Source organism: Rothia nasimurium (assembly GCF_049068285.1).
Lineage (GTDB): Bacteria > Actinomycetota > Actinomycetes > Actinomycetales > Micrococcaceae > Rothia > Rothia nasimurium_I.
The window spans coordinates 88,529-105,623 of record NZ_JBLKPV010000005.1 but is presented as its reverse complement, the minus strand read 5'-3'; the positions used below and the strand labels follow the sequence as shown (position 1 = coordinate 105,623).

The 17,095-nt window shown below is 59.8% G+C and carries 12 protein-coding genes; 5 read left to right on the top strand and 7 right to left on the bottom strand.

Translation table 11 applies throughout. The features are described 5' to 3' along the window. The first annotated feature begins 191 nt into the window (after nt 1-191). A complete protein-coding gene (locus ACMXX3_RS06045; RefSeq protein WP_421083849.1) occupies nt 192-1,118 on the top strand; it encodes a hypothetical protein in 927 nt (308 codons plus the stop codon). A 146-nt stretch (nt 1,119-1,264) separates the two neighbouring features. On the opposite strand, the gene ACMXX3_RS06040 is transcribed toward ACMXX3_RS06045, so the two are convergent. Further along, on the bottom strand, nt 1,265-1,627 hold the full coding sequence (locus ACMXX3_RS06040; protein WP_421083848.1) for an ArsR/SmtB family transcription factor: 363 nt from the start codon (nt 1,625-1,627) through the stop codon (nt 1,265-1,267). Nucleotides 1,628-1,706: 79 nt separating this feature from the next. Here ACMXX3_RS06040 and arsB point away from each other — a divergent pair, with 79 nt between their 5' ends. Next, on the top strand, nt 1,707-2,771 hold the full coding sequence (gene arsB, locus ACMXX3_RS06035; protein WP_421083847.1) for an ACR3 family arsenite efflux transporter: 1,065 nt from the start codon (nt 1,707-1,709) through the stop codon (nt 2,769-2,771). Nucleotides 2,772-2,780: 9 nt separating this feature from the next. After that, entirely contained in the window at nt 2,781-3,209 is a 429-nt protein-coding gene (locus ACMXX3_RS06030) for a low molecular weight phosphatase family protein (protein WP_421083846.1), read from the top strand. A gap of 89 nt (nt 3,210-3,298) precedes the next feature. Here ACMXX3_RS06030 and ACMXX3_RS06025 read toward each other — a convergent pair whose 3' ends face one another. The 5 genes from ACMXX3_RS06025 to ACMXX3_RS06005 form a co-directional block, all read right to left on the bottom strand. Further along, nucleotides 3,299-4,285, bottom strand: coding sequence for an aldo/keto reductase (locus ACMXX3_RS06025; protein WP_421083845.1), 987 nt, complete (start codon nt 4,283-4,285; stop codon nt 3,299-3,301). A gap of 159 nt (nt 4,286-4,444) precedes the next feature. Beyond that, nucleotides 4,445-5,239 carry a S1 family peptidase gene (locus tag ACMXX3_RS06020; protein ID WP_421083844.1) on the bottom strand — a complete coding sequence of 265 codons (795 nt, stop codon included), beginning with the start codon at nt 5,237-5,239 and terminating at the stop codon, nt 4,445-4,447. Nucleotides 5,240-5,257: 18 nt separating this feature from the next. Beyond that, nucleotides 5,258-6,058 (bottom strand): S1 family peptidase, encoded by an 801-nt coding sequence (locus ACMXX3_RS06015; protein WP_421083843.1) that lies wholly within the window; start codon nt 6,056-6,058, stop codon nt 5,258-5,260. 424 nt (nt 6,059-6,482) lie between these two features. Next, complete coding sequence (locus ACMXX3_RS06010) at nt 6,483-7,922, bottom strand: MDR family MFS transporter (protein WP_421083842.1); 1,440 nt, start codon at nt 7,920-7,922, stop codon at nt 6,483-6,485. A gap of 255 nt (nt 7,923-8,177) precedes the next feature. Further along, nucleotides 8,178-9,221 (bottom strand): ChaB family protein, encoded by a 1,044-nt coding sequence (locus ACMXX3_RS06005; protein ID WP_421083841.1) that lies wholly within the window; start codon nt 9,219-9,221, stop codon nt 8,178-8,180. Between the two features lie 241 nt (nt 9,222-9,462). Here ACMXX3_RS06005 and ACMXX3_RS06000 point away from each other — a divergent pair, with 241 nt between their 5' ends. After that, entirely contained in the window at nt 9,463-11,439 is a 1,977-nt protein-coding gene (locus ACMXX3_RS06000) for a M13 family metallopeptidase (protein WP_421083840.1), read from the top strand. Between the two features lie 96 nt (nt 11,440-11,535). Here the strand turns inward: ACMXX3_RS06000 and ACMXX3_RS05995 are convergent, their stop codons facing one another. Continuing rightward, the gene (locus ACMXX3_RS05995) at nt 11,536-12,720 is read right to left on the bottom strand and encodes a tyramine oxidase subunit B (RefSeq protein WP_237221635.1); all 1,185 of its coding nucleotides are present in this window, start codon (nt 12,718-12,720) and stop codon (nt 11,536-11,538) included. Between the two features lie 401 nt (nt 12,721-13,121). Between ACMXX3_RS05995 and ACMXX3_RS05990 the strand changes: the two genes are divergently transcribed. Next, entirely contained in the window at nt 13,122-17,018 is a 3,897-nt protein-coding gene (locus tag ACMXX3_RS05990; protein WP_421083839.1) for a S8 family serine peptidase, read from the top strand. Nucleotides 17,019-17,095 lie beyond the last annotated feature (77 nt).

The window sequence follows — 17,095 nt, the reverse complement described above, 5'->3', positions numbered from 1 at the left end:
AGGCAGGAGCGTTGCACAGAAAACACCATTGTTAAGAATACCAAGGTGGCTCAGTTTTGGGGACGCCCGGGCGCGTCTTTGCCCCACCCGCCCGGGTTACTTGCCCCCTGCGTCCAAAAAACCATGTCACATGGGGTGGCAGGGGCGGCAGGGGGGTAAAAGTGGGGCTTATCCATCTAAAATTGTCTACTATGAGCGAAAACCCATACACACCTAACCCCAATCTGGGAGCGCCCCAGCCTGGTGCCCAGCCAACCGGGCCAGCGGGCACCTACCCTGCCCCGAACCAGCCCTACGGCGACCCGTACGCTACACTGCAGCAGCCTGACGGCAAGAAGCCTAAGAACATCGTTGGCCTGGTGGCTCTTGGCCTGGGCATTGTAGGTTTTATTCTGGCTTGCATTCCCGGCATCATGTTCCTTGGCTGGCTCTTGCTATTTGCAGCTTTTGTGACCGGCATTGTTGGCCTCTTCCAGAAGGGCAAGGAGAAGATTTCATCTATTGTTGCCCTGATTTTGTCGGTTGTTGGATCGATTGTTTCGACAATCGTTTTGGTTGTCTTTGTGGCGAACACTGTGGCAACCGACCCCGAGTTTGAGAAGGCCATGCAGGATCTTGAGTCAGCCCTGGCCACCCCGTCTGCTGTTACTTCTGTTGAATCCGGGGCTTCTGCTCCTGAGTCTGCTGCTGAGACTCCTGCTGCGGATGCAGGTTCTGCTTCTGCAGTTGAAGGCGTGTTGAAGTTTGGCGATACCGCCGAATATTCTGACGGCCTGCGCATGACCCTGTCTGAGCCTCGCACTGATTTTGTTCCCAGCGAGTACACTGCCCGCCTAGATGAATCATTAACCAATTATGTGGCCTTCACCGTGACCATTGAGAACGGCACCAGTGAGCCCTTTGAGCCCCTTTTCTATGCTGAGGGCAACTCTGGCGGCAAGGCTGTGGATCAGATTTTTGACGCGGATCAGAATATCGGTTCAGGTCCCAGCGGCCGTATCCTTCCCGGCGAATCTGTCACTTTTGATGTTGCCTTTGGTGTGGCTGACCCGGCGAGCGTCACTCTTGATGTTTCTGCGGATTTCGACCACGATCCCGTCCTCTATAGCAATAAGTAGTTTCTCGGCCTAGCTGTTTGTCAGTTGGCCTGGGCCCTGCCCGTCCTGACCGTGAGTGCGGTGGGGCGGGTGGGGCCTTTGTATCTGTGCAGACGGCGCGGACGCAGGGGGCACGGCGATGGGGATAAGCACTACGAGAATGCGGGTTAGGCGCTATACCCAAGCACCGCACACAACCGTCTAAATGCTTCAATCTGAACGGTGTAGTAGGCACTCCTACCCTGCTGTTGGCGCTCGATGAGCCCAACCTCAGCTAGTTTTTTGAGGTGGTGGCTGACGGTGGGTTGGCCGATATGCATCTTGTCGACGAGTTCACCTACGGTAATGGGTGAGCAGCCTTGGGCAGCAATGATTGAGACTATCTGCAGTCGTGCCGGGTCAGAGAGCACTTTAAAGTAGGCCGCGTATGTTTGGGCCTGGTTCTCGGTGAGCGGGGCAGATAAGAGTGAGCAGCAGGTTTGCTCGGGCACCAGGGTTGGGCTGAGGGTAAGAGGAAACTCGGCGGTCATGCCCCCATTTTACATTGACATATATCGATATATTCCATAGTTTTAACATCGACAGTTATCAATATACTGAGAGTCTTTCATGCACCCCACACCACCGCCCCGTCTCAGCGCCCTTGACAGGGGGCTTCCCCTGTGGATTATCGCAGCTATGGCGCTCGGCCTGGCATTGGGTCATTTTGTCCCCGGCATCGCTGACATCCTGAACCGTTGGAAGATTGGTGAAATATCCCTGCCGATAGCCCTGGGTCTTTTCGTGATGATGTACCCGCCCCTGGCAAAAGTACGCTACGACAGGGTTGCTCTCATTCTGGCAGACCGCAAACTCATGGCACTTTCCATCGCCCTAAACTGGATACTTGGGCCGGCTCTCATGTTTGCCCTAGCCTGGATATTCATACCCGATCTTCCGGGCTACCGCACCGGCCTCATCATCATTGGTTTAGCCCGGTGCATCGCTATGGTTCTCGTGTGGAATGATCTGGCCTGCGGCGACACCGATGCTGCTGCCATTCTGGTAGCCATCAACTCTCTTTTCCAGATTCTGATGTTTGGCGTCTTAGGCTGGTTCTACCTACAAATTCTTCCTAGCTGGCTCGGCTTACCTACTACCAGTGCTGAGTTCTCCTTCTGGGCCATTGTGGTCTCGGTGCTGGTCTTTCTGGGCATCCCCTTCCTGCTAGCTATTATCTCGCGGGTTGTGGGCGAGAAGATGCACGGACGCAGCTGGTACGAGCAGACCTTCCTCCCCAGAATAAGCCCCCTGGCCCTTATCGGGCTGTTGTACACCATCGCCCTTCTCTTTGCCCTTCAAGGGCAGCGGATTATTGCTGGCCCCCTTGCCGTGGGTAGGGTTGCCCTACCTTTGATGGCTTACTTTGTGGTGATGTTTCTGCTGGCTCTCGGTGCTAGTAAGGCAAGCGGGCTGGACTACGAACGTTCTACTACGGTTGCATTTACAGCCTCCGGTAACAACTTCGAGCTTGCAATTGCCGTGAGTATCGGCACCTTTGGGGCTCATTCCGCTGAAGCTCTCGCAGGCACCGTTGGCCCCCTTATTGAGGTGCCTGCCCTGCTGGGCCTGGTATACCTACTACGGGCGCTAGCTCCGCGCCTATTCTCCGATGCTCCTTCTACTAACCGTTAGGACAAACCCGTGAATACCCTTACCCCTCACGTTCTTTTTATCTGCCAGTCCAATAAGGGCAAGTCTCAGATGGCTGAGGCCCTGATGAACCTCCATGCGCAAGGACGCGTGCGGGCGACGTCCGCAGGCACCAAGGCTGCGGTGGGCAGCGCGGTTAACACTGAATCTGCCGCTTCGCTCGCTGAAATCGGTGCAGATATGAGCAAGGGCGTACCCAAGTTTGCCAGCGCCGACGACCTGGCTGCTGCTGACCGGATCGTCATTCTGGGTGGGGCAGCCCAGCTTGAAACCACCGATGAGGCCGTCCTGGCGAAGACCGAACGCTGGAACACCATTGAGCCCTCCCACGATGGAATTGAAGGGGCTGAGCGCATGAACCTGATTCGGGATGACATCGACGCCCGCGTCCGCGCCCTGCTGGCTGAGCTTACCGCCTAGCCCGGCATAAAAGGCCGCCCCTTTCCCCTACCTACAGGGGACTTCACCGTAGGTAGGAGAAAAGGGCGGCCTATCTTATTGGGGTTGGTTTAGAAGGGGGCGATTTTCTCCGGGGCCGGGAAAATCTCGTCAAGCAGGGCAAGCTCGTCCGCGTCAAACCGGCGGACAATAGCCGCCGCGTTGGCCTGCACCTGCTCAGGGCGCGTCGCCCCGGCAATCACTGAAGCCACCGGTGCCTGCTGGGCCAGCCAGGAGAAGGCAACCTGCACCTCACTCATACCGCGCTCGGTAGCAAAGGCAGAGAAGGCCTCCAGCTGGTCCCAGTTGGCGCCCTCCAGTAGCTCGGGCTTAATGCGGGTTAGACGGCCGTCGGACGGCGCAGCCTCCCGGGTGTACTTGCCCGTCAGCAGGCCGTTAGCCAGGGGGAAATAGGGCAGGACGCCCAGGCCAAAAGCCCGCGCAGCCGGCAAGACTTCAAGTTCAGCGCGGCGATCCAGCAGGTTGTAGTGGTTCTCAGCAGCAACATAGCGGTGGCCTAGGGCCCGGCCCAGGTGCTCAGCATGGGCGATCTGCCAGCCGGCATGGTTAGAGGAACCGATATAGCGCACCTTGCCCTGCTCAATCAGGGTACCCAGAGCCGAGAGGGTCTCTTCAATGGGGGTGGCGGGGTCGGGAGTGTGGTGGAAGTAAAGGTCAATGTAATCTGTGCCCAGGCGCTTCAGCGAACCTTCAACCGCCCGCATAATATACCGGCGGGAGCCTCGTACCCCGTGGTCGGTGCCGTTGGCCCCGGCCATATCCATACCGAACTTAGAGACAATCACGATCTCATCGCGGTCAATGCCAGTCTCCCGCAGGGCCTGCCCAAACATGGTTTCAGAAACCCCCGGTGCAGCCCCGTAAATATCGGCCACATCAAAGAGGGTAATTCCGGCTTCAACAGCGGCGGTGAGGACGGCGTTGGTCCCGGCCTGCGTTTCGGTGGCGGTTTTGGCGCGGCCTAGGTTGTTACAGCCCAAGCCGACGGTTGATACAGTCAGACCGCTCTGACCCAGTTGACGGTATTCAATACTCATATCCCCTACCCTACGCCCACCTGCCCGTTGGTGCCAGGGCTAAGCGGGGGCGTCCTACCCCTTGCGCGACCTTAAAAGGTGGTGCCCGGGCCGTCAGTGACCCGGGCACCACCCCTCACACACAAAGGGACAAAATACCTGAGATAGATTCAGATGTTTCTACTGAAGCTGGGTATCACGCCCATCTGCCAAGGTGCCGGTGAAGTTCAGGCCCGTGGTGCGCTGGATCCAGGCGGAGGCCTGGCTCAGCAGGGCGTACTGGGAGCCTGCATTGATATTGGCTCCGGGATCGTTGGTATCACCCTTAGAGCAGACACCGACGACCCGGCCACCGACAATCAGGGGCCCGCCGGAGTCACCGTGATTGGCTGCCCCCGTGACGCCGACGACCTGGGCGGCGGCACCGCCGTAAAGGTCAAGGTTGGATCCGTTGACGCGGACTGCCGCTGAACGCAGATGCGTGGTCGGTGTCGACCAGGCACCATTGCCGTAACCCATGATGGTTCCCGCCTGGCCGAAACCGGGCCGGTAGTTCATGTTCAAGGAGGCGTAGCTGCGGAGCTGAACCGGAGCGTCCAGGCGAATCAGGGCGATATCACCAGTAGGGGCCGAGTAGAGGCGGGCCGCGGTGGTTGCCCCTCCAGGATTAGTGACCGAATTGGAGTGGTACACATGCATGTTGTAGGAGCCTGCGACGCAGTGCTTTGCCGTCAGAATCCACCGGGAGTCCAGCTGCTGGCCGGTGCAGGTACGGACGCCGACCATACCAGCCTGGTTGTAGCGGAGCTGCACAACCCAGGGGCTACTGGCGACGCTACCGCCGATAATACTGGGGGTTGCGCTACCTGATTCCAGAGAGGCAACAGAATCCTGGGCACCAGCCGGTGCCAGGGAGCCAGCAACAAGGGCGCAACTAGCAGCTGCAGCGGCAGCCCACTTCTTCAGAGAAACCATATCTTTCCCTGCTCCTTCTTACTGGGCGGCCTCAGCCAGGGGGGCTGATTCGTCTGCCGCCCATGAGGTGCGGAGGGTGGTCAGGCCGGCGGTGCGCTGGATCCAGTTTGCTGACTGGCTGAGCAGGGCGTAGTTGGAGCGGGCGTTGATGTTATCGCCGGGGAAGCGGTCACCGGTGGAGCAGACGGCAACGATACGACCGTTGACCAGCAGGGGGCCACCAGAATCACCGCGGTTAGCGGCACCCGTGACACCATTGAGCTGAACAGCAGAGCCCCCGTAGGCATCGCGGGAGGTGCCGGTGACCCGGACGGTCGCAGAGCGCAAGGTGGTGGTGGGCTGGTCCCAAGCACCGAGGCCGTAGCCTGCAATGACGCCGGTGTCACCGACAGTGGGGGTGTAGTTGAAGTTCAGGCGGGGGTAGCTGCTGAGGTAGACAGGACGGTCTAGCTGAACAAGGGCGATGTCGCCGGAGGGGGCTGAGAGCAGGCGGGTGGCGCTGACGCTAGGGCCGGGGTTTACCTGGTCGTTGGAGTGGTAGACCCTCATGTTGTAGGCCCCGTCGATGCAGTGCTTTGCGGTGAGGATCCAGCGGGAATTGAGCTGTTCGCCGGTGCAGCCACTGGTGCCAGTGCTTCCTGTGACGTTGAAGCGGAGCTGGACGGCCCAGGGGCTGGTGGCCTGGGATCCACCGATGATGTTGGGGGTGGCACCGGTGTCAATGTTGGCGATGGGGCCTGCTGAAGCGGCAGTCAGGGAACCTGCTGAGAGCGCGGCGGTAGCGGCCAGAACAGCGCAAACTTTTTTCAAAGAAATCATGTGGGGAACCTTTCAAAAGAAAGTAATTTCTGATGAGCCCTCCTGGGAATCCCGCTACGGTGCGGGGAAGGGCCAGTTGTCACAACTCGTTGATCAGTCCCGGGTGACTCGCTGAGTTAGGCAACACACTAGTAGAGGATTCCCACATCAGGAAGAGCTTTTTTTACATTCACCCTCCGGCATATCTTCACGGTGAAAATTATATTTCCCTACATTTCGCGGGTGAACGGCCAGGGACGTGTCTAAAAACTTGCCTAAAATTTTTCTGAAAAAACCTGTGTGTCGCATCACCTTGGCGGTGTTTTGGGGGTCACTTTCACCCCCTAAGAGGGGGTAAATAAGGACGCCCCACCCCGCCTTCCCTGCCCGGGGGCAAGGGTGGCGGGGTGGGGCGTCCTGAAAAATCTACCCGGCGAGTAAGCCCTTAGTGGCCCACGGGTGCGTGGCCGGTAGCAGCCTTACCCTTCGGCACCATCAGGGCCACCACGATAGAGCCCAGCGACATGAAGGCTGCCACCAGGAAGGCCAGGTGGACACCAGCCATGTAGGCCTCGGTACCGGTGCCGCCGTGGGCAGCTGAGCCGATACCCAGCAAGGCCACAAAAAGGGCGGTCGCGGCGGCGCCTGAGACCTGCTGGAAGGTGGTCATAGCCGAGGAGCCAAAAGCGTGCAGCTCGTGCCCCAAGGATCCCAGACCCAGCGACATCAGGGGGGTGTTAATGAGCGGCAGGGCGAAGGTCATGAGCATGTAGGTGCCCACCAGGTACCAGACCGGGGTGGCGGCGTTGAAGGTGCTCATCAGCCAAATCGAGGCGCTAAAGAGAAGGGCCCCGGGAACCACCAGGGTGCGGGCACCGAAGCGGTCCGACAGGCGTCCCACGACGGGGCTGAGCACGGCCATGAGCACGCCACCGGGCAACAGCATCAGACCGGTCTGCAGGGCACTCAAGCCCAGCACGTTGGCGGCGTAGAGGGGAATCATGATTGCGGTACCCAGCATGACGCCCATACCCAGGGAGGTCATAATGACGGTGAGGGTGAAGGGGCGGGCGCGGAAGATACGCATATCCATGAAGGGGCCGCGGTCCTGCAGCTGAATCTGACGGCGTACGAAGATCGCAAGGAGCACCGCAGCTGCCGCCACAACAACCCAGGGGTTAACCGGCAGGTGGGCGCCACCGTGGGAGGAGTCCCCGCCCATAGATGATAGGCCCAAGACCAGGCCACCGAAGCCCAGCGTGGAAAGCACGATGGAGAAGATGTCGAGTTTCTGTGAGGTGCCTTCGGGCTTGTCTGCCGGGGCCAGGCGCAGGCCGATCAGCAGAGCAATAATGCCGATGGGCAGAATCATCCAGAAGAGCCAGCGCCAGGAGGCGGCGTTCAAAATGATGCCTGAAACAGTCGGGCCAGCTGCGGGAGCAGCTGAAATAACCATGCCGATAATGCCCATAGCCTGACCGATTTTGCTGGGGGCAACCAGGCGCATCATGGTGGTCATGAGCAGGGGGATCATCACGCCGGTACCACCGGCCTGTAGAACGCGGCCGACCAGCAAGAGGGCGATGCCGGGGGCGGTGGCCGCCACCAGGGTACCGGCGGAGAAGAGCGCCATGGCTGCGACAAAGACGGTGCGAATAGAGTAGCGGGAGATAATGAAACCGGAAGCCGGGGTCACCACGGCCATGGTCAGCATGAAGCCGGTGGAGGTCCACTGGGCGGTGGAGGCGCTGATGTTGAGGTCTGCCATGATGTCGGGCAGGGCCACGCCCAACAGGGTTTCATTCAGAATGAGCACGAAGGCCGCAATCACCATGATGGCCAGGAGCAGGAACTCGTGGCGTTCTAGTTTATGGGCGACGGGCATTGATGCTGTGTGCGCTGCCGGTTCGGTGACCGGGTGTGCTCCAGTTTCAGGATTGGGGTGTATTTGCGTAGAAGACATAGGCATTAAGCCTACTCTTTGCAGTTCTGTAGCAGAATAGCTGATTGCTCACAGACCCAGGTCACATGGGATTTTATTGGACAGGCCACCGGGTAGCCAGAGCTTGCTAAAGCGAATACTGGTAACCAAAAGGGGACCAGGTTTCCCCGATCCCCTATCAGTGGCTTTTTGACTTTTCTACTGGGCGGCTCGGACCGCAATCAGCAGATCACCCTTGGTCATGGACGAGCGACCCGGCACCTCAAGCTGCTTGGCCAGCTCGTAGAGCTCAGCGCGGGTAAGCTCGGCCAGGGGACGCACCTCTGCAACGAGGAAGGTCTGGTCATCCTCCTGCAGATTAGGTGCGGACGCCGCATCCTCCTGGGCAGGGGCCTCGGCCAGGGGTTCGGTGGTCAGGTCTTCGTCGAAGTCAGCGGGGTCGGCGCTGGCGAAGGTTTCCTCGTAGGCCTCTTCGGCTTCTTCAGGTTCATCTGCCTCTTCTGGGGCCAGGCCCTCGGCTGCCCCCACCTCGGTCACAGCATCGGGGGCATCTAGCGTGGGGGCTTCTTCCCCAGCCTCAAAGGCTTCAAGGTCACCGGACTCTAGGCTCTCAGCGTCCAGGATCTCTTCGTAACCGGTGGTTTCTTCTTCACTTTCGGTCACGTCAGCCAGAATCAGCTCAGCCTCCCGCTGGGCTGCGCTCTTCTTGTTATTCTTGGCCTTCTTTTTCGAGTCCTTCTTGTCAGACTTTTTCTGTTCTACCTTCTTGGACTCAGTCTTCTTCGACTCAGTTTTCTGAGCCTTCTCCGCCTTCTTTGAGTCCTTCTTGTCGGACTTCTTCGGCTCAGTTTTCTGAGACTTCTTGGCCTCTACCCGTTGGGAGTCTTTCTGGGCAGGAGCCTTCTCCACCTTCTTTGAGTCCTTCTTATCGGATTTCTTCGGCTCGCGCTTCTTCTCTGCCTTTACCTTCTGAGACCCCTTCTTGCCCTTCCCCGCAAGGGAGGTGCCGACGTCCTTGCCCTTGTCTTTACCCTTGGGGGCAGGCTGGGGCTTGTCGGCAATCTTTTCGTACTTCTTGCCAACCAGCTCATACTTCTTCTCAAGCTTCTTCTGGGCCTTTTTGCGGGCTTTCTTTTCGTCGCCGTGCTTGTCCAGGGCCTTGGTGTAGGCCTTGATGTAGCGCTTTTGGGCCTTGTCGCTGGAGCGCTTAAGTTCCTTGCTGAGTTCTGGCTTCTTACCCATGGCAATGCCTTTCGACGGGCGGTGTTCTCGTATTATCTAGCCTAGTCCTCGGGATTCTTGTTACGTAGCAGCGGCACGTTCTCTTGTCTTTGGACCGTAACGAGCCCAAAAATTGCCGTTTTTTGCCCCTTTTTTGAGCCCCACATGGTCCAAAGGGGGTGAGGGGCGGGCGCTCACGCTGTCAGCCGAACCCGCGTGACCTAGCTGACGGCAGCACGTCCTGCCCCCTAAACTGGTGGGCATGAGTAACACCGGTATTGACACCAGCTTCCTAGATTCCGCCACCAACCCAGCCGACGACTTCTTCCGCCACGTCAACGGCACCTGGTACGACGCCCACGAAATCCCCGCCGACCGCTCCCGCGACGGCGGCATGTACTTCCTCCGCGACGCAGCCGAGGAACACGTCCGCGCAATCGTCGAAAAATTCGCAACCGACGAGCCCACCTCCCGCATCGGTGCCCTCTACACCTCCTTCATGAACACCGACAAAATCGAGAAGGACGGCCTTGCCCCGCTCCTTGCCGAAGTCCAGCCCGTCCTTGAAGCAACAACCCCCGACGCCCTGGTTGACGTCATGGCCCGCCTCGACGTGCAAGGCCACGGCGGCCCCTTCGGCTGGTACACCAGCATCGACGCTAAGAACCCCGAAAAGTACGTCCTCTACCTCACCCAAACCGGCCTCGGTCTGCCTGATGAGTCCTACTACCGTGAAGAGAAATACGCCGAGCTGCGCGAAGCCTACATCGCCCACATCGAGCGCATGTTTGAGCTCACCGGCCTAGCCGAAGGCTTCGGCCTCGAACCGGCCGACGCTGCCCGTGCCGTCTTCGCCCACGAAACCGAAATCGCCTCCCACCACTGGGATAAGGTCAAGACCCGCGACGCCGACGCCCGCTACAACCCGGTAGAAGCCGCCGACCTGGACGAAAAGTTCCCCGGCTTCCCCTTCACCACCTGGCTAGCAGGCATGGGCATTTCTACAGAGAAGGCCGGCACCGTTGTGGTCAACCAGCCCTCCTACTTTGAGGCAGCAGCCCAGATGTGGACGGCCTCCCCCCTCTTCATCTGGAAGCTCTGGTACATCTGGCACATGGCCCATGCCCGTGCCCCCTACCTCACCGAGGCTATCTCAGCTGAAAACTTCGACTTCTACGGCCGAACCCTCTCAGGCACCGAAGAGCAGCGCGACCGGTGGAAGCGCGGCGTCGGCCTGGTAGAAGGTTCCCTGGGCGAAGAACTGGGCAAGGAATACGTCGCTATTCACTTCCCGCCCACCCACAAGGCCGCCATGATGGAACTTGTCGATGACCTCATCGAAGCCTACCGCCGTTCCATCACCGACCTGGACTGGATGACCGACGAAACCCGCGCCCGTGCCCTTGAGAAGCTCAGCAAGTTCGTCACCAAGATCGGCTACCCCGACACCTGGCGTGACTACTCCACCCTGGAACTGACCGACGACCTCTTCGAGAACCTGCGCCGCTCAGGCCGATTCGAGCACGAATTCCAGGTCAAGCGCATCAACGAACCCGTTGATAAGACCGAGTGGCTCATGACCCCGCAGACCGTCAACGCCTACTACATGCCCCCGGCCAACGAAATCGTCTTCCCTGCCGCCATCCTGCAGGCCCCCTACTTCGATCTCGAAGCAGACCCTGCCGTCAACTACGGCGCTATCGGCGGCGTCATCGGCCACGAAATCGGCCACGGCTTCGACGACCAGGGCTCCAAGTACGACGGCACCGGTGCCCTCAACAACTGGTGGACGGACGCCGACCGCGAAGAGTTCACCGCCCGCACCAAGGCCCTGGTCGAACAGTACAACGGCTACACCCCCACCGGCCTAGACCCCGAAAAGTTCACCGTCAACGGCGAGCTGACCCTGGGTGAAAACATCGGCGACCTGGGCGGCCTCTCCATCGCGCTGAAGGCCTACCAGATTTACCTGGAACGCCAGGGCCTAACCCTTGAGACCGCCCCAGTCCTCGACGGGCTCACCGCCACCCAGCGCGTCTTCATCTCCTGGGCCCAGGGCTGGCGCATGAAGACCCGCCCGCAGACTGCCGAAATGTTCCTGGCTATCGACCCCCACTCCCCCGAGGAGTTCCGCGTCAACGGCGTAGTCCGCAACATCGACGAGTTCTACACCGCCTTCGATGTACAGCCCGACAACGCCCTCTACCTGGCACCGGAGGAGCGCGTGCGCATCTGGTAGAAGAAACTGCACAAAGTGCGGGGACGGCCGTGCTTAACTAAAAGGACGCCGGTGAGCTGCTCACCGGCGTCCTTTCTGCTATCCCAGGGAAAGGGGTTAGGACATAGCGGGGACGTCCCAGAGGTTCAGCACGGTACCAATCCCCTTCTGGACAGCCTTGCGGTAGACCACAGTAGCCCAGGCAACATCCTCAATAGGCATGCCGCCAACGGAATAGACGGTGATCTTCTCTTCGTCGTCCTCGGGGGCGGGGTGGTTGAGGGCTTCACCCATGTCACGCAGTTCAGAAGCCTCCATGAGGCCATTGTGGATCCGGTCGTTGAACTTGCAACCAACAATCGAAACGTAGTTGTGAGACTTACCGGGCTCGGTTTCCTCAGCCCAGGCGTCATACATGCCGGCATTATCAACGAGTTTACGCACGTCATCTGCGAACATACCCTCATCCAGGTTGCAGGCAGCAGGCATAGCAAAGAAAGCGCCGGGCTTAACCCATTCGCGGCGGACGGTGGGGTAAGTTTCGGGGTCACCCACATGGATTGAGGTGCAGAAGGTGACAATATCTGAATCGCGGACGACCTCTTCAAGCTCCTCCACAACAACCAGGTTCATGCCGGGGTAGGTTTCCTGAGCCCAGTCTACGAAGGTATCAATGCCCTTCTGGGAACGGCCCAGCACCTTGATGGTCTCAACGGTGGGGCGGGCTTCAATGAGGGCAGCAACGGTTGCCTTAGCAATGACGCCGGGGCCCAGCAGGCCAAGCACCTTAGCATTCTTGGGGGCAAAACGACGGGCCCCGACGCCGGAGGCACAACCGGTACGGTAGGCCGAAAGCAGGTTAGCGCTCATGTAGGCCAAAGGGGCGCCGGTAGTGGCGTCATTGAGGGTCATCATCAAAATAGAGCGTGGCAGACCCTTGTCACGGTTCTCAAGGTTAGAGGCGTAGGTTTTCACGCCCATTGTACGGAAGGAACCGCCCAGGTAGGCGGGCATGGCAACGTAACGGCGATCGGGGCCGTCCGCAGGCATACCCTCATGGGCGGGGTTGACGGGAAACTGTACCTTGGAGCCATGGGATTCGCCGTTGTGGCCGCCCATACGGTAATCACCGCGGGCGTGGAGGGCAAGGGCTTCTTCCATGGCGTCGGTGCAGGCTGAGACGTCTTCTACGCCGGCTGCAATCATGTCGGCTTCCGAAAGGTAACGGAAGTCGATACGGGGGAAAGTGGGGTTAAGCTCTGCATCAGAGGCGGCGTTAAGGTAGGCGTCGTGTGAGGTCAATCGGGGCCCTTTCGGGGGTTGAGAAGACGATGTGGGGACGACTCAACATAACACTTTTAAGGGGAGGAAATAAATGGGGTGTGGGGAATATCTGACAGCAAGTCTGAACCAGCAGGACGGACGCCACACCCGTCTATCTGTGCAAGGGTCCTTCGCGCAGGGATAAGAACCGAACTATCAGAATCCCCGGCAGCCCTTCAGCTTGAACCAGCCCCGCGTAACAAAAAAGTGACTCCTGCTACATAAAGAAATAATTGTGTCATTTAAAAATAGTCACCCCGCCAATTCAAGGAACAGCCTTCCTTGAGGTTGACACACCACCACCCACCCCTCTAAATATGTAATGAATCACAATCACTAAATATTTCGCCTCATCACACTCACTTCCCAAGGGTTACAAGATGACAAAACATTCCCCCCGCTCCCGCGCGGTCAAGGCCGCTACTGCGGCAGTCCTAGGGCTGTCGCTAGCCTTCCCCCTGGCTGCAGCCCCCACCGCGTCAGCACTTGATATCCACCAGCTAGGAGCCGAAGCTCAGCAGCAGCTCCTCACCAATGCCAAGGTCGCCACCGACCTTCTCGACGCTGAAGGTAACGTCAGCGTCTTCGTCCAGTTCAAGGGCGACGGCGCCTTTGAAGCAACCCAGCCCGCCGACGTCCGCTCAGGTAAGCGCGAGCCCATCAACGCCCAGGCCGAAGTGCAAGCCATCGCCCAGCGGGTCCAAAGCCAGGCCACCTCAGCAGCAGCTGAATCAGGCGCAGAGATCCTCTACACCGCCCACAACACCCTACGCGGTGTAGCCCTCACCGGTGATGCTGAGGCCATCCGTGCCCTAGCCCAGCGCAGTGACGTCGCCAAGATTTCCCGCATCATCACCAAGGAACGCACCAACGCGGCCATCGACCTGGACACCGACACCGTCAACACCTGGGTCAACACCGGAAAGACCGGTAAGGACGTCACCATCGCTGTTGTCGACACCGGCGTGGACTACACCCACTCAACCTTCGGCGGCCCCGGCACCATCGAAGCCTACGAAACCGCAATCCGTAGCACCGACATGCCCGCCGCAGACTCCGGCCTCTACGACCCCGAAAAGTACGTTGGCGGCTACGACTTCGCAGGTGACAGCTACAACGGCGGCAACAACCCCAAGCCGGATGCCAACCCCATTGACTGCTCCCTCGCAGGTCACGGAACCCACGTCGCTGGCACCGCACTCGGCTACGGCGTCAATGCAGACGGCACCACCTTCGACGGCGACTACAGCACCCTCGAAGCTGACCAGGTCAAGGGCATGAAGATCGGCCCCGGCTCAGCACCTGAAGCTAAGCTCCTCGCCTTCCGCGTCTTCGGTTGCAACGGTGGCACTGCCCTCACCGGCCAGGCCCTCGACCGCTCCCTCGACCCCAACGGCGACGGCGACTACTCCGATAAGGCTGACATCGTCAATCTCTCCCTGGGTACCGACTTCGGCCCCATTGACGACCCCGAAAACGCCATCATGGACGCCCTCTACCGCAACGGCGTCCTCACCGTCACCGCAGCAGGTAACGCCAACGCCAACCTGGGTGAAGGCGACACCTACAACATCCTCGGCAACCCCGCCAACAACATCCCCTCCCTGGCTGTAGCCAACTCCGTCGGCTCAACCTCCTACGCCGACCGGGCCGAGATCCTCTCCCCCGCCAGCATTGCAGGCCCCGTCACCGGCGACTACAGCGCCAGCTTCGGCTACGGCTTCGTCACCGACGAAACCAAGCTCACCGGTGAAGTCGTGATGACCACCGCCGCCAACCCCTACGCCTGCGACCCCTACCCCGCAGACGTCAATTTCGGCGGCAAGTGGGTCTTCATCGACTGGGCCGATGAAAACAACGTCTTCCCCTGTGGCTCAGCCGTCCGCTTCAACAACATCCAGCGGGCCGGCGGTAAGGGCGTTGTCCTGGCCTCCCGCGTCCAGGAAGAAACCAATGCCATCGGCGGCAACGCCACCATCCCCGGTATCCGCTTGACCCGCGACGACGCTGAGCGCGTCCGCAACACTATCGCAGCCGGTGAAACCGTCACCATCAAGCTCGGTTTCGACATGATTGGCAGCGTTATCCGCGACACCAACGCCAAGGACACTCTGAACCCCTCAACCTCCCGTGGCCAGCACGGCTCCAAGGGCTTCACTAAGCCGGACGTCGCAGCCCCCGGCACCTCCATCCGCTCAGCAGCCGCTGGCGGCGGTAGCGCCTTCGCAACCATGACCGGCACCTCCATGGCAGCCCCCCACGCAGCCGGCATCGCGGCCCTCGTCCTGGAAGCAAACCAGAGCTACAGCCCCGCCGATCTCAAGGCAACCATCATGAACACCGCCGTCCACGACCTCCGTGACGAAGACGGCGACATCTTCACCGTAGAGCGTGTCGGCTCAGGCCGTATCGACGCCCTCAAGGCCGTCACCAATGACGTCCTGCTCTACAACGCCGACCGCAAGGAACAGGTCTCTGTAAGCTTCGGCGTCGTTGAAGTAGCCCCCGGCGACACCCAGACCCTCACCCGGAACTTCACCGTAGAGAACCTAGGCACCACCACCCGCACCTTCCAGGTAGGTTTCACCGGCAGCAACATCCTCAAGGGCGTTGCCCTCACCGCCCCTGAAACCGTTACCGTCGCCCCCGGCGGCACCGCCTCCATCCCCGTGACCGTCACCATCGACGGCTCCCAGCTGGCCAAGGAACTCGATCCTTCCACCGAAGAAACCCACACCAACTCCAGCGACGGCACCGAGGTAGCCCGCCAGTACATCTCCTCCCTGTCCTCCCGCCTGACCCTCACCGACGGTGACACCCAGCTGCGGGCCCCCGTCCAGGTAGCACCCAAGCCGGTTTCTGCAATGAGCGTCGACGGGAACATCTTCTTCGAACCCTTCGAAGAAACCGCTAACGTCACCCTCAAGGGCCAGACCCTCAACCAGGGCGGCTACACCTCAGCCCTCGGCGCTTTCGAGCTGGGCTTCTCAAGCCCCCGCCAGCAGACCAGCACCCTGGGCCTGCCCTCAGCACAGGCAGGCGACCTGCAGTACGTTGGCGCCAACAGCAACTTCGCCCACCAGCTCTACACCGACACCACCGACCAGGACACCTTCGTCACCTTCGGTATCTCCACCTGGGCTAACTGGGAAACCATCAACCCTGCTGTCGGCTTCGTCATCGAAATCGATACTAACGGCGACAACGGTGCCGAATACTCCATCGTGACCCAGCGTATTCCCGGCGTGGACTACCCCGTCGCTATCGTGACAGCCACCGAAAACTGGACCCGCAAGATCGTTGAAATCGTGCCAATCAACGGCACCTGGGGCGACGTTGACACCAACATCATGGACAACAACGCCATGGTTATCCCCCTCAACCTGACCAAGCTGGGTATCACCAAGGACACCCTGGACTCCTTCCGATACGCTGTCTACACCATGGCCCACGGCCACGACACCCTGCTAGACACCACCGGTTGGATCACCTACAGCCCCTTCGTACCTGACCTTGCTTTCGGCTCAGATCAGAAGATCGGTGACGGCCTGTTCATTGATTCTCCCGAAACTGAACTGGTTGCCTACCGCGGCACCGACAACAAGGCCCAGGCCCTCTTCCTGCACCTGCACAACGCCACCGGCGACTTGAGCGGCATCAAGGCAGGCGAGGACGGCGGCCGCGCCGAAATCATCAACGCAGGCAGCTACGCAACACCCAAGGTGAATGCGCCCAAGTTCAAGGACGTCCCTGAGGATCACCAGTTCCACCAGGAAATCTCCTGGCTGGCCCAGCGTGGTATCACCACCGGCTGGGGCGACGGAACCTTCCGTCCGGAAGCTTCAGTGAACCGTGACGCCATGGCTGCCTTCTTCTACCGCCTGGCTGGCTCCCCGCAGTTCACCGCTCCGAGCGTTTCACCCTTCACTGACGTGCCCACCAGCCACCAGTTCTACAAGGAAATTGCTTGGATGCACGCTACCGGCCTTTCCACTGGCTGGGCTGACGGCACCTACCGTCCTCACCAGCCCGTGAACCGTGACGCTATGGCAGCCTTCTTCTACCGCATGGCTGGCTCACCTGAGGTGGGCGCTGTAGAGGACTTTGCGGATGTTCCTGCTGGCACCCAGTTCCATCAGGAAATCAGCTGGATGAAGGCCACCAAGCTCAGCACCGGCTGGGAAGATAACACCTACCGTCCCCTCCAGCCTATTGAGCGTGGTGCTATGGCAGCCTTTATCTACCGCTACGATCAGAACATTCTGAGCAAGAAGTAAAGCACCCTTCACCAAAAATAAAATCGCCCGGCCTGCTCTTTAAGAGCAGGCCGGGCGATAACTTTATCTATGGACTT

Excerpts from the sequence above, each read along its gene's own strand:
- ACMXX3_RS06045 (WP_421083849.1), top strand. The coding sequence starts at position 192 with ATGAGCGAAAACCCATACACACCTAACCCCAATCTGGGAGCGCCCCAG.
- ACMXX3_RS06040 (WP_421083848.1), bottom strand. The coding sequence starts at position 1,627 with ATGACCGCCGAGTTTCCTCTTACCCTCAGCCCAACCCTGGTGCCCGAG.
- ACMXX3_RS05990 (WP_421083839.1), top strand. The coding sequence starts at position 13,122 with ATGACAAAACATTCCCCCCGCTCCCGCGCGGTCAAGGCCGCTACTGCG.
- ACMXX3_RS06000 (WP_421083840.1), top strand. The coding sequence starts at position 9,463 with ATGAGTAACACCGGTATTGACACCAGCTTCCTAGATTCCGCCACCAAC.
- ACMXX3_RS06020 (WP_421083844.1), bottom strand. The coding sequence starts at position 5,239 with ATGGTTTCTCTGAAGAAGTGGGCTGCCGCTGCAGCTGCTAGTTGCGCC.
- ACMXX3_RS06010 (WP_421083842.1), bottom strand. The coding sequence starts at position 7,922 with ATGCCCGTCGCCCATAAACTAGAACGCCACGAGTTCCTGCTCCTGGCC.
- ACMXX3_RS06005 (WP_421083841.1), bottom strand. The coding sequence starts at position 9,221 with ATGGGTAAGAAGCCAGAACTCAGCAAGGAACTTAAGCGCTCCAGCGAC.
- ACMXX3_RS06015 (WP_421083843.1), bottom strand. The coding sequence starts at position 6,058 with ATGATTTCTTTGAAAAAAGTTTGCGCTGTTCTGGCCGCTACCGCCGCG.
- ACMXX3_RS06025 (WP_421083845.1), bottom strand. The coding sequence starts at position 4,285 with ATGAGTATTGAATACCGTCAACTGGGTCAGAGCGGTCTGACTGTATCA.
- arsB (WP_421083847.1), top strand. The coding sequence starts at position 1,707 with ATGCACCCCACACCACCGCCCCGTCTCAGCGCCCTTGACAGGGGGCTT.